General features: G+C 67.8%; 11 protein-coding genes and 1 pseudogene. 7 read left to right on the top strand and 5 right to left on the bottom strand.

Annotation, left to right across the window (positions count from 1 at the left end; translation table 11 throughout):
* Positions 1–54: 54 nt before the first annotated feature.
* Positions 55–645 (bottom strand): malonic semialdehyde reductase, encoded by a 591-nt coding sequence (locus ACZK3W_RS01810; protein ID WP_049457907.1) that lies wholly within the window; start codon positions 643–645, stop codon positions 55–57.
* Positions 646–765: 120 nt separating this feature from the next.
* Here ACZK3W_RS01810 and ACZK3W_RS01805 point away from each other — a divergent pair.
* The 6 genes and pseudogenes from ACZK3W_RS01805 to ACZK3W_RS01780 all read left to right on the top strand — a co-directional run bounded on the left by ACZK3W_RS01805 (position 766) and on the right by ACZK3W_RS01780 (position 4,721).
* Positions 766–1,732: pseudogene (locus ACZK3W_RS01805) on the top strand (mitochondrial fission ELM1 family protein).
* Between the two features lie 154 nt (positions 1,733–1,886).
* Positions 1,887–2,114, top strand: coding sequence for a hypothetical protein (locus ACZK3W_RS01800; RefSeq protein WP_125895960.1), 228 nt, complete (start codon positions 1,887–1,889; stop codon positions 2,112–2,114).
* A 48-nt stretch (positions 2,115–2,162) separates the two neighbouring features.
* The gene (locus ACZK3W_RS01795) at positions 2,163–3,014 is read left to right on the top strand and encodes a DUF2145 domain-containing protein (RefSeq protein WP_478450350.1); all 852 of its coding nucleotides are present in this window, start codon (positions 2,163–2,165) and stop codon (positions 3,012–3,014) included.
* A 19-nt stretch (positions 3,015–3,033) separates the two neighbouring features.
* Positions 3,034–3,537, top strand: coding sequence for a hypothetical protein (locus tag ACZK3W_RS01790; RefSeq protein ID WP_478450349.1), 504 nt, complete (start codon positions 3,034–3,036; stop codon positions 3,535–3,537).
* Positions 3,538–3,569: 32 nt separating this feature from the next.
* The gene (locus ACZK3W_RS01785) at positions 3,570–4,085 is read left to right on the top strand and encodes a hypothetical protein (protein ID WP_478450348.1); all 516 of its coding nucleotides are present in this window, start codon (positions 3,570–3,572) and stop codon (positions 4,083–4,085) included.
* A gap of 75 nt (positions 4,086–4,160) precedes the next feature.
* Positions 4,161–4,721, top strand: coding sequence for a queuosine precursor transporter (locus ACZK3W_RS01780; RefSeq protein ID WP_087921316.1), 561 nt, complete (start codon positions 4,161–4,163; stop codon positions 4,719–4,721).
* Positions 4,722–5,083: 362 nt separating this feature from the next.
* Here ACZK3W_RS01780 and glnE read toward each other — a convergent pair whose 3' ends face one another.
* On the bottom strand, positions 5,084–7,879 hold the full coding sequence (gene glnE / locus ACZK3W_RS01775) for a bifunctional [glutamate--ammonia ligase]-adenylyl-L-tyrosine phosphorylase/[glutamate--ammonia-ligase] adenylyltransferase (RefSeq protein WP_478450347.1): 2,796 nt from the start codon (positions 7,877–7,879) through the stop codon (positions 5,084–5,086).
* Between the two features lie 384 nt (positions 7,880–8,263).
* Here glnE and ACZK3W_RS01770 point away from each other — a divergent pair, with 384 nt between their 5' ends.
* The gene (locus ACZK3W_RS01770; protein ID WP_012509864.1) at positions 8,264–9,778 is read left to right on the top strand and encodes an acetyl-CoA hydrolase/transferase family protein; all 1,515 of its coding nucleotides are present in this window, start codon (positions 8,264–8,266) and stop codon (positions 9,776–9,778) included.
* Between the two features lie 162 nt (positions 9,779–9,940).
* Here ACZK3W_RS01770 and hglS read toward each other — a convergent pair whose 3' ends face one another.
* From hglS to ACZK3W_RS01755, 3 genes are all read right to left on the bottom strand, one after another.
* Positions 9,941–11,305, bottom strand: a complete 1,365-nt coding sequence (hglS, locus tag ACZK3W_RS01765) for a 2-oxoadipate dioxygenase/decarboxylase HglS (protein WP_478450346.1) — start codon at positions 11,303–11,305, stop codon at positions 9,941–9,943.
* A 165-nt stretch (positions 11,306–11,470) separates the two neighbouring features.
* Positions 11,471–11,959, bottom strand: a complete 489-nt coding sequence (locus tag ACZK3W_RS01760; RefSeq protein WP_478058079.1) for a hypothetical protein — start codon at positions 11,957–11,959, stop codon at positions 11,471–11,473.
* 31 nt (positions 11,960–11,990) lie between these two features.
* A complete protein-coding gene (locus ACZK3W_RS01755) occupies positions 11,991–12,743 on the bottom strand; it encodes an HAD family hydrolase (protein ID WP_253144920.1) in 753 nt (250 codons plus the stop codon).
* Positions 12,744–12,786: the final 43 nt, after the last annotated feature.

Here is a 12,786-nt window from a genome sequence, read left to right as displayed (position 1 = left end):
ACGGTGCAGCAAGAGCCTGCCACGGGACGGCAGGCCCGAAACCGATACAGCGACTTACGCGATGCGCGCCGCTTCGTCGAACGACAGGCGCGGCAGACGCGGGAACAGGCCCGCCGGGTCACCGTAACCCAGGTTGACCAGGAAATTCGACTTGATGGAAGTGCCGGCGAAGAAGGCTTCATCCACCTTGGCCGCATCGAAGCCCGACATCGGGCCGGCATCCAGGCCCAGCGCGCGTGCGGCCAGGATCAGGTAGGCGCCCTGCAGGCTGCCGTTGCGGATGGCGGCTTCGTGGCGGCCTTCCTGCGGGCCGTCGAACCAGGCCTTGGCATCGGTGTGCGGGAACAGGTACGGCAGCTTCTCGTGGAAGTCCAGGTCGAAGCCGATGATGACGGTGACCGGGGCGGCCATGGTCTTGTCGTGGTTGCCTTCGGACAGGGCCGGGGCCAGCTTGGCCTTGGCTTCCTTCGAGGTGACGAAGACGAAGCGGGCCGGCGTGGTGTTGGCGGCGGTCGGGCCCCACTTCACCAGGTCATACAGTTCCTGCAGCAGGCTGGCCGGGACCGGCTTGTCGAGGAAAGCGTTCTGGGTGCGGGCAGTACGGAACAGCTGGTCGAGGGCAGCAGCGTCGAGCGCGTGGGACATCGGTGGATCTCCAGGGCGGCTAAGGGAAGTCAGTGCCCGCGGGCGGCGCGGGGCGAAACGACGAGCCGCAGTGTAGAGTGTCGCGACTGTTGCAACACCCAGCAGGGCTGAAACGAATTAATGCCACAGGTGAAACGATCGAGTGCGCCCTGGACGGTCACGGACGGCCGTGCCGGCAATGTCCGCCAGGCGGTCGCGCTGGCCTCTGCGCTGCGCCAGGGCACCCATCGCCCGCTGGTCCTGCAGCCCCGCGCACCCTGGCGCTGGCTGTCGCCGCGGAGGCTGCCCGGTGATGTGAACGGCTACGGCGAGGCATTCGCGACGCTGGCCGCAGACGCACCGCCGCTGGCGATCGGCTGTGGCCGCCAGGCCGCCGGCGCACTGCGCGTGCTGCGCGCACGTGGCAGCCAGGTGGTGCAGATCCTCGACCCGCGCATCAATGCCCGCCACTGGGACATGGTGGTGGTGCCCGAACACGATGCCCTGCGTGGCAGCAACGTGCTGACCCTGCTCGGCAGCCTCAACCCGGTGGACGATGACTGGCTGGCCTGGGGCCGCGCCGCGTTCGCTGGCTTCAGTACCCTGCCCGGCCCGCGCACCGCGCTGCTGGTGGGCGGTCCGACGCCGCTGGCGCCCTGGGACGAGACCGCGATGGTGGGCGTGTTCCAGGCGCTGGCCGAGCAGATCCGCAGCGAGGGCGGCAGCCTGCTGGCCACGACTTCGCGGCGCACGCCACCGGCCTTGGCCGAGATCCTGCGCGCGACGTTCGCCGACCTGCCGCACGTGATCTGGGGCGACGGCGGCGACGGTACGAATCCTTATGGCGGCCTGCTCGGCTGGGCCAACCGCGTGGTGGTCTCGCCCGATTCGGTGAACCTGCTGTTCTGAAGCCTGCGCCACGCGCATGCCGGTGATGGTGGCGCTGGCCGATACCGTGCAGGGGCGGCTGGCGCGCTTCCAGCAGCAGCTGCGCGAGCGCGGCCGGCTGCAGGCGCACTGGCTGGACTGGCAGTACGACCGCATCGAGCCACTGCGCGAGACCGCGCGGGTGGCGGCAGAGGTGAAGCAGCGCCTGGCATTGGGGTAGTGCCGGCCGCTGGCCGGCAACGCTGTACCCATTACCGAACACCCTATCGTTGCCGGCCAGCGGCCGGCACTACCCGACCGCGCAGCGATTTCTGAACATTTCGATCCGGCTACGCGGTTAGAGTCCAGCGTCCCCCATCACTCTGAACGTCTTCATGCGCACCCTGCTCCTGCTGCCCCTGGCCCTGCTCGCGGCCTGCTCCACCACGCCCACCGAGCTGGATCCGATTTCGTATCAATGCCAGCAGCAGTTGGACGCGTACCGCGAACAACCGGCGCTGCGCGATCCGAAGGGCCAGCGCCCGCCGCTGCCGGTGGCCCCGATCAGCGACGCCTGCGACAAGGAACTCCAGCGCAAGGGCCTGGACCGCCCGCTGCGCTGACCGGCGTATGATCGGCGCGCGGGCCTGCCCGCCGTTGAAGGTATCGACATGGATCGTTTTTCCCGCCTGCCCCGCGCCGCGCTGCTGATCGCCAGCCTGCTGGCGACTGCACCGGCCTGGGCCAACAGCACCGAATGCCGCGAGCGCTACCCGAGCGTGGCCGCGCAGGCGGCGATGCTGGACGTGGCCTGGACCACCGCCGAGCGTCTCGATGCGCTGCCCGATGTGGACGTGGTGATCGCCGCGCGCGGTGGCCAGGACCTGAGCCGATACGGCCTGCGCCACAGCCACCTGGCCTTCCTGCTGCGCGAGGACGACGGCCGCTGGCGCGCGATGCACCTGCTCAACCGCTGCAAGACCGACAGCTCGCAGCTGTACCACGAAGGCCTCGGCAACTTCGTCGGCGAGAGCGGCGGCCATACCGACCTGCGCATCGGCGTGCCGTCGGCGCCGCTGCGTGCTGCATTGAAGGCGATGCTGGTGTCGCCGTCGATCCAGCCGAAGGCGCTGCACGAAACCAAATACAACGTGGTTGCCCACCCGTTTGCCACCGACTACCAGAACTCCAACCAGTGGGTGCTGGAAGTGCTGGCCGCGGCGATGGCACAGGCCGAAGGCGCGCCGGCCATCGTCAAGCGCGAACAGGCGCAGCAGTGGCTGCGCCAGCAGAAGTACCAGCCCAGCGTGCTGCATATCGGCCTCGGCAAGCGCGTGGGAGCGCGCCTGTTCGTGGCCAACGCCACCACCACCGACCATCCGGCCGGCGAGCGCATCTCCGGCAACTATTCGGTGGTGACGGTGGAATCGGTGTTCGATTTCCTGCACCAGCGCAGCCAGCTGCAGCAGGAACTGGTGATCCCTCACGTGCCGGTAGCTGGTGCTGCCGCCGCCACGCCCTGAATCCAGCAAGGAGAACGACATGCGTACCCTGCCCGCCGTCCTGATGCCGATGCTGATCGTCGCAAGCCTGGCCTGGTCCACGGCCGCTCATGCAGAGCGCCGCATCGTGATCATCCACGACCCGGGCCCGCAGGGACCGAGCCTGGAGATGTCCACACAGATGGTGACGTCGGCCCGCGCGGCGGCGGCGAAGGAAGCCCAGGATGCCGCCGACGCTGGCCAGCCGCTGGCCCGCTCGCAGCAGCTCAAGCTGCCGCAGATGCAGGTGAGTGCGATCGCCACCACCGTGGATGGCCGCCGCGAAGTGCTGCTGCGCGATGCCAACGACCCGCAGAACACCGCATCGATGCAGTACCCGCGCGGCATCGGCGATCCCGCCGTGCAGTTCACCGTGGGCCAGACCGTGAACTTCGAACCGACCGGCGCCGACCAGGGCTGGCAGCTGAAGGACAACCAGGGCCGCCCGCTGGAATACCTGCCCGAGGCCACCGGCCCGCGCGACATCTTCGATACCCGGCGCTGAGCCGCCGTTCCCAGCCTGACCAGGAGGTCTCCATGTTCCGTTGCCTGCGCGTTCCCGCCACTGCCCTGCTGCTTTCGGCGCTGGCGGTGCCCACCGTCCATGCCGGCGCCGCGCCGCAGTTGAACAGCGGCCAGACCAGCGTGCTGGTCACGTCGCTGATCGTGCTGTCGATTCCGTTGGCCACGTCGATGGGACTGGCCGAACTGTCCAAGGCCCCGTTCAAGGCCAGCGAGCGCAACGACAAGGTCGCCGCACGCACGCCGGCGGTGCCGCTGCCACCGATGGAAGTGAAGCAGGTCGCCACCACGCCAGCCGGTGATCGCCAGGTGCACCTGCAGGTGCCCGGCAAGGCCGACCAGACCGCAACGCTGCAATGGCCGGCGGCTGCAGGCGATGACCCGATTGCCGGCTTCGTCGTCGGCCAGCAGGTGCGCTTCGACCCGACCGACGCGGGTGCTGGCTGGACCGTGAAGAGCGCGCAGGGCCAGGCGCTGGCCTATGTGCCGACCGCCTATGCCGCCGGCGATGTGATGAGCGAAACGCTGTAAAGCTGAACGGCCGGTTTTGGCATTGCCGCGGGCCGGGCGGATAATGGGCGATCCCCTTTGTCCTCCTGGCTCGCCATGTCCGTGCGTCCTGCCCCTGTGTTTGCCCCGTTGACCGCCCGCGCCCTGGTGCTGGCGGTACTGGCCATGGGCGCGGTGGTGCTGCTGTCCAACGTACTGGTGCAGTACCCGATCAACGATTGGCTGACCTGGGGTGCCTTCAGCTATCCGGTCGCGTTCCTGGTCAGCAACCTGATCAACCGCCGCTTCGGCCCGGGCCCCGCCCGCCGCGTGGCGTGGATCGGTTTCGCGGTGGCGGTGCTGCTGTCGATCTGGGTGGCCACCCCGCGCATCGCCATTGCCTCGTGCTCGGCCTTCATCGTGGCCCAGCTGCTGGACATCACCGTGTTCGACCGCCTGCGCCGTGGCAGCTGGTGGCGCGCACCGATGGTGGCCACCACCTGCAGCGCCACGGTGGATACCACCATTTTCTGGTCGATCGCGTTTGCCGGTTCGACCCTGCCGTGGGTGAGCTGGGCTGCCGGCGACCTGGCGGTGAAGCTGGCGATCGGCGTCTGCCTGCTGGCCCCGTTCCGCGCACTGTTGTGGAAGATGGCGCCGCTGCGCGCCACCAGCTGACCGCCATTGCTCTGGTAGGTGCCAACCTTGGTTGGCACACACCTTGAACCCGGTGGGTGCCGACCGTTGGTCGGCACGCTCCTTCAGCGTTCATCGCTGCCGACAGATTGTGCCGACCAACGGTCGGCACCTACCAACGGCGACCATCGCCGAGCCATTGATCTGGTAGCTGCCAACCTTGGTTGGCGCTTTGCATTCATGCCAACCAAGGTTGGCATCTACCAACAGCAGGCCATCGCCGGCCAATGATCCGGTGGGTGCCGACCGTTGGTCGGCACGCCCAGCAGAACTCATCGCTGCCGACAGATTGTGCCGACCAACGGTCGGTACCCACCCAAAGTTGTTGCAGCATTTGCACCCACTCAGGCGAATGGCAGCTCCGCGGCGATGCACGCTGCCGTAATCGCTGCACATGCCTCCTCAATCGCGGGCGTGGTCGGTGCCAGTCGCGGACGTCGATCCAGCGTGCAGGCGAGGCCAACATCCAGCAACGTGGCATGTGCTCCATGCAATGCCTGCGCCGTGCCTTCCGGCAGGAAACCGGCAACGGCCAGCGCATCGATCAACGACGGCGTATCGCGAGGCTGCAGCAGCGCCGCATGCTGCGCACTGTGCGCCAACACGCCGGTCTGCAGCAGGAACTCCAGGTCCACCACGCCGCCCGCGCCCTGCTTCAGGTCCAGTCGCGCGGCATCGCTGCGATCCAGTTCGGTGCGCATGCGGCCGCGCATCTTCAGCACGTCCGCGTACAGCACACCCGTGTCGCGCTCACGCCCAAGCGTCTGCGCACGCACCTGCTCGAAGTCGGCCAGCAGGCTGGCATCGCCGGCCACGCCACGCGCGCGCACCAGCGCCTGGTGTTCCCAGGTCCACGCGCGTTCGCGCTGGTATTCGGTGTAACTGGCCAACGAAGACACCAGCGAACCCTTGCCGCCATCCGGGCGCAGGCGCACGTCGATGTCGTACAGGCGCCCGGCGGCGGTGACCGCACCGAGCAGCGCCATCACCTTCTGCGCAAGGCGTGCGTACCAGCGCCCCGGCTCCAGCGGCCGTGCACCATCGCTGGCATCTACGCCGGCCGGGTTGTCGTGCAGGAACACCAGGTCCAGGTCGGAACCGAAGCCCAGCTCAAGCCCACCAAGGCTGCCGTAGCCGATGATCGCGAAGCGCCCGCCGGGAATCTCGCCGTGTGCGGCATGCATGTCCGCTTCGGCCATCGCCAACACGGTGACCACCACGGCCTGCGCCAGCTCGGCCAGTTGCCGCGTGCTGTCCACCGCACCCTGGCGGCCATCCAGCGTGGCCATCGCCATGCGGAAGCTGAGTGCCAGCCGCGTTTCATTGAGCCAGCGCAGTGCGGATTCCGGATCTTCCACCGCCAGTACCTGTTGGCACTCCGCCAGCATGCCGGCGGCATCGGGCATCGGCCCGGACACGCGCACGTCCAGCAGTTCGTCCAGCAGCAGCGGATACGCCGCCAACCGTTCGGCCAGCAGCGCGCTGCGCGCCAGCACGTCCACCAACCGCGCCAGTGCGCTGGGCTGTTCGTCCAGCAAGGCGAGATAGCTCGTCCGGCGCAGCACCGCCTGCAGCAGGCCGAGCACGCGCTTGAGCGCTGCATCCGGCTGCGGCGAACGCGTGGCCGCATGCAGCAGCGCGGGCAGTACGCGATCCAGCCGCGCACGCGCGGCATCGGACAACGACTTCACGCCGGTGCCCTGGGCGAAGTCGCGCAGCGACTGGTCAGCGCCGTTGGCATCGAGGAAACCGGCTTCGGCCAGCAGCGGTGCGTTGCTGCCTTCGGGCAGGCTGCGCCAGTAGTTGGCCAGCGCATCGGGCGCGGCCTGGCCCTTGCGCGGTGCCAGCAACGCGGCGAATTCGGTACTGACCCGCTGCTGCTGCACGGCCAGTGCCGCGCGCAGCACCTCCCAGTCCGGGTAGCCGAGCCCAACAGCGATGCGTTCGCGGTCAAGTGCTTCGCTGGGCAGCACGTGAGTCTGCGCGTCACGCAGCATCTGCAGGCGGTTTTCCAGGCGCCGCAGGAACAGGTAGGCCTCGCGCAGCGCGCTGCCATCCTCGGGCGCGATCTGCCCGGCGGCCACCAGTGCGTCCAGCGCCACCAGCAGCCGACGCTCGCGCAATGCCGGTTCGCGACCACCGCGGATCAGCTGCAGCGCCTGGCACAGGAATTCGATCTCGCGGATGCCACCGGCACCGCGCTTGATGTCGTCGTGCAGTTCGCGGCGTGCGACTTCAGCGGTGATGGCCGCCTTCATTTCGCGCAGGCCGTCTAGCGCGGTGAAATCCAGGTAGCGGCGGTACACGAACGGGCGCAGGGTCTGCAGCCACGCCTCACCGGCCTCGATATCGCCGGCCACCGCGCGCGCCTTCAGCCAGGCATAGCGCTCCCAATCACGGCCCTCGCGCTGGAAATACTGATCCATCGCCGCGAACGAGAGTGCAACGCGGCCGGCGCTGCCGAACGGACGCAGGCGCAGGTCGACGCGGTGGCTGAAGCCATCGACGGTGGTTTCATCCAGCAGCTTGGCCAGGCGCTGGCCGAGACGGGCGAAATATTCTTCCGCCGCCAACGGACGCGGTCCATCGGATTCACCGCCCTGCGGATAGGCGTAGACCAGGTCCACATCGGAACTGAAGTTGAGCTCGCCACCGCCCAGCTTGCCAAGGCCGAACACCACCAGCTGCTGCGGGATGCCGTGTTCATCGGCGATGACGCCGTGACGCTGGGCGAATTCCTGCTGCAGGGCGTCCAGCGCCAGCCGCAGGCAGTCTTCGGCCAAAGCGGTGGCACCGGCCAGAGTCTGCGCCACGTCGTCCAGACCGGTCAGGTCACGCCAGATCAGCCGTGTGGACATTGCCGTGCGCCAGCGCCGGATCTGCGCCGGCCAGTCGCTGGGCTGCAGCGGATCGAGCACCGGCGCCGGGATCGGCGGGCAGCCGGGCGCGTCCAGCTGTGCCAGCAAGGCCGGTTGCCGCACCAGGGTGTCCAGCGCGAAGTCGCTGCTCACCGCCAGCCGGGTCAGCAACGGCAGCAGGTTGGCCGGGATGGGCTCGGGCAGGACCTGGGCCAGGCGCGCCAAGGCGCGGTCGACAAGAGGCTGCAGGGTGGCGGGCAGGTCAGCGGTGGCGAGGCTCATGGGCTGATTGTATCGACCCGGCCGGGACGCAACGGACCCGGTAGTGCCGGCCGCTGGCCGGCAGATCCGATGATCCTGCCGAAGGTTACTGGGGTTGCCGGCCAGCGGCCGGCACTACCGATAATGGAGACCGCGTATTCATACTGGACGACAGGCAATAAAAAAGCCCGCTTGCAGCGAACTGCCAGCGGGCTCTGCTCCCTCCCCCACGTCGGGATGCAGGTCCATCGTGCGGGCTGCGAAAGCACTTTGCACGCTGCACTGCAAAACAAAACCGGCGGGTTTGGGTGACCCCTGCGGGAAAAGCCATTCCACGAAGGTAGAACCCCCCGTACGGATGAGGATGGCCGATAATCGGAATTCCCCCCAGCAACACGTGTCGTCATGTCTGTTGATCGCATCGCCAACGCGCGTCTTCGTGACCGCGTGGTCTCCGCAGAGGCCGCAGCCGCGCTGATCCAGCCCGGTGAAACCGTGGCCATGAGCGGCTTTACCGGCTCCGGGTATCCCAAGGCTGTTCCCGTCGAACTGGCCCGCCGCATCGAGGCGGTGCATGCCCAGGGCCAGCCCTTCCAGATCAGCCTGATGACTGGCGCCTCCACCGCGCCGGAACTCGATGGCGCGCTGGCCAAGGCCGATGGCATCGCCATGCGCATGCCGTTCCAGAGCGACCCGGATGCGCGCAACCGCATCAACGAGGGCAAGCTGGATTACATCGACATCCACCTCAGCCACGTGGCCCAGCACGTGTGGTTCGGTTTCTATGGCGAGATCGATACCGCCGTGATCGAAGTCTCGGCCATCCGCGAAGACGGTTCGCTGGTGCCCTCCACCTCGGTCGGCAACAACAAGACCTGGCTGGACCTGGCCAAGAAGGTGATCGTCGAGGTCAACGAATGGCAGCCGGCCGGCGTCGACGGCATGCATGACATCTACTACGGCACCGCGCTGCCGCCGCACCGCAAGCCGATTCCGCTGGTGAACGCCAACGACCGCATCGGCGACACCGCGCTGCGCTGCGACCCGGACAAGATCGTGGCCGTGGTGCGCACCAACGGCCCGGACCGCAACAGCCCGTTCAGCCCGATCGATGCGACCAGCGAGCAGATCGCTTCGCACCTGATCGAGTTCCTCAAGCATGAAGTGAAGAAGGGCCGTCTGCCGCCGAACCTGCTGCCGCTGCAGTCGGGCGTGGGCAATATTCCGAACGCGGTGCTGGCCGGCCTGGCCAAGAGCGGCTTCCGCGACCTGGCCGCGTTCACCGAAGTGATCCAGGACGGCATGCTCGACCTGCTGCGCGACGGCGTGCTGAGCTATGCCTCGTGCACCGGCTTCGCGCTGAGCCCGCAGGCCAACGAGACGTTCAAGGAGAACATCGATTTCTACCGCGAGCGCATCATCATGCGCACGCAGGAGATCTCCAACCATCCGGAACTGGTGCGCCGCCTCGGCTGCATCGGCATGAACGGCATGATCGAGGTGGACATCTACGGCAACGTCAATTCGACGCACGTGATGGGCACGCGGATCATGAACGGCATCGGCGGTTCCGGTGACTTTGCCCGCAACGGTTTCCTGTCGGCGTTCCTGAGCCCGTCCACCGCGAAGAACGGCACCATCTCGGCGATCGTGCCGATGGCCAGCCACGTGGACCACACCGAACACGACGTGTCGGTGATCGTCACCGAACAGGGCTTGGCCGACCTGCGTGGCCTGACCCCGCGCAAGCGCGCTCAGGTGCTGATCGACAACTGCGCGCACCCGGATTTCCGCCCGCAGCTGCAGGATTACTTCGACCGCGCCAGCCGCGAGAGCTACGGCAAGCACACCCCGCACCTGCTGCCGGAAGCGTTGTCGTGGCACCAGCGCTGGCTGGATACCGGCACGATGAAGGGCTGAAACCCGCTTTTGTAGAGTCGAGCCATGCTCGACTGCTTTCCTGGGCAGCCGAGCATGGCTCGGCTCTACAGAGGGCAGCGCCATGACCCCAGGCACGGACATCGGGTAGAGCCGGCCGCTGGCCGGCTCCCCAGAACAGCCGGCCAGCGGCCGGCTCTACCTTCACGCGGTGCGCAGGCTCGCCAGCGATTCGGCCTGCAGCCGCTCGTAGATCTCGAACTCGTCATTCACTGCCACGCCCAGCGCCTGCTCGAAGGCCTCGCGGTTAGCGTGTGCGGCATAGGCGCGCTGTTCTTCACCGCCCAGGTTCGACTGGAAGATGCCTGCGGCGCTGACCGGCAGGAAATCCTCGTAGACGATCGGGTCGGCCGTGGCCAGGCCCGCGGCCACCAGTACTTCAGCCGGCAGATCGGCCACGCGCTCCGGCGCGGCGCGGCCGGCATCGGTCAGCTGGTAGCGGTAATAGCCCAGGCCTTCCTGGCGCAGCGTGTCATGGTCATCCGGGAAGCTGGCGAACACCGCCTGCAGGCGCTGGCCGTAGTCGCCGCCGGTGCTGCCTTCGCCACCGGCATCGCGTGCCTGCGACAGCAGCTGGTCGTAGAGCGCGCGGCCCTTCGGGGTCAGCGCAAGGCCACGCTGTTCGATCTCGCCGAAGCGCGCGGTGTGGGTGCCGGCATCACCACCCTCACTGTCCGGGAACTGCACGGCTTCTTCCAGTGCCTTGAAGCTGGTCTGCCGCAGCAGGATCGGGCAGGCACGGCGCGGCGGGCCTTCGATCACCGCCTTGGCGGCCATGCCATGCTCGATCATCGCCGCCTGCGCCGCGTCGATATCCAGCGTGCGCGGGGTCAGGTGGTTGATGTGCGGGCCACGGAAACTGACCACGTCGGCCACCAGCCGATGCGCGTTGTGCAGCGCGTGGTAGGTCGGCAGATCGACGGTGGCATCGCCGTGCCAGCGGAAGGTTTCCAGTGCTTCATCGACGAAGCGCTCGGCATCGGCCTGCGACAGCCCGCCGTCACGCTCGGCCTGCTCGATCAGCGCCAGCGCGCCCTCGGTGAAGATGCGGCGACGTGCAAGGATCTTTGCCGATTCGGCACGCAGCGCTTCGTCTTCGATCAGCTCCAGGCGCAGCAGCGAGGTGAACACGCGGAACGGGTTCTGCGCCAGCGCGGCGCCGGTGAGCGGGCGGAACGCGGTTGAGTGCACCGGCACGCCAGCCACCGACAGGTCGTAGTAGCCCACCGGGTACATGCCCATCACCGCGAACAGGCGGCGCAGCGTGGCCAGTTCCTGCACGGTACCAACGCGGATCGCGCCGTGGCGCTCTTCATCCAGGCGCGCACGCTCGTCGTTGCGCTGCAGCTGTGCGGCCAGCGCAGGGTCCTGGTCAAGCACCTGCGCGTTGATCCGCTCCACCAGTTCCACCAGCGTGCCGTACAGCGGCACTTCGGTGCGGTACATGCGGGACATGGCCTGCGCGAACAGGCGGCGGATCACATCAGGCGAAACGAAAGAGGCGCTCATCAGTCACTCGATTACGGGAACGGGGAACAGCTCGAACCCGTATTGTCGCCGGAGCGCGGGGCCGCGGCGATATGCAGAGCAACATGAAGGAAATCGGTAGTGCCGGCCGCTGGCCGGCAACCTCGGGATGCCTGGGAGGGTGCAGTTGCCGGCCAGCGGCCGGCACTACCGCTTGAGCTGGCGCCTCAGGGTGGCATCCAGGGTGATCGGCCGGTCCCAGTGCTGGTAGCTGGCCACGATGGCGTGGCGCAGCGCGCGGTAGTGCAGGTTGTCCGGCTTGGCCGGCATGCGCTTCACCACCGCCTCCCAGCCGCCCTCCGGGTCCTGGCTGAAGGCGCGCACGCTGTCGCGGCAGGTCTGGCCGCTGGCCTTGGCCCAGAAGCAGGCGAAGTAGATATCCCCGGCCTGCCAGCCATGGGTGGTGAACAGCGCGCTGATGTAGCCGCGCGGTACGCCGGCATAGCGCGACACTTCGTCGAGGAAGGCGTCGGGGTAGCGTTCGGCGTAGTGGTTGATGTCCTGCAGCTGGGCATCGACCCAGCGGTCACCGGTTTCCACCGTGTAGGCCGCCGAACGCTCGGCGGTCTGCTGGGCCAGCACGGTGGCCGGCACCAGCAGCAGGGACAACAACAGCGCGCGCAGTCGGACGTTCATGCCACGATTCTGCCGCAGCCGCCGGGTCCTGTCAGGCCGCCGCCGAGGCCTTGGCCTCGATCGCCGCCAGTGCGGCCGGCCAATCGTGGGCGGTGTCGGCGGTGACCATGCGCGGTTCGTCGTCGGCCACGCCGTGCTGGGTCTCGTGTGCCCAGGTCACTGCATACGGGGTATGCACGCCCCAGCCGCCCAGGGTCACCACCGGCTCGATGTCCGAGCGCAGCGAGTTGCCGACCATCACGAACTGCTGCATCGGCAGGTCGAATTCGGCCAGCACGCGGGCGTAGGTTTCCGGGTCCTTCTCGGAGACGATCTCGATGCGCGGGAACAGCTCGGCCAGGTTGGCGACCTTGATCTTCGCTTCCTGGTGGAACAGGTCGCCCTTGGTGATCAGCACCACCGGGTAGTGCTCGGCGATGGCCGCCACCGCTTCGCGCACACCGTCGATCAGTTCGACCGGGTGGCGCAGGGTGTCGTGGCCGATGTCCAGGATGCGCTGGATGTCCTTGGCCTCGATGCGCTGGCCGGTGATGTCGATGGCCGCTTCGATCATCGACAGCGTCATGCTCTTCACGCCGTAACCGAAGGTACCCAGATGGCGCTGCTGCACTTCCAGCAGATGGCGCGCGGTCTGCGTGTCATGCACGTCGACATAGCGCGACAGCAGGTCAAGATAATCCTGCTCGGCCTTGCGGTAGTAGTCCTCGCTCTTCCACAGCGTATCGTCACCGTCAAAACCGACCAGGCCGATGGCGCGCGACGGCGCAGGCGTGGGGGTGTTCATCGCACAAGGATACAGGGGTGCTGGTGACGATAAAAACCCGGGC

This window comes from Stenotrophomonas sp. 80084_Sma, from assembly GCF_056481995.1.
Note: the sequence above shows the minus strand (reverse complement) of the source record. Positions and strands in the feature narration are given on the sequence as shown.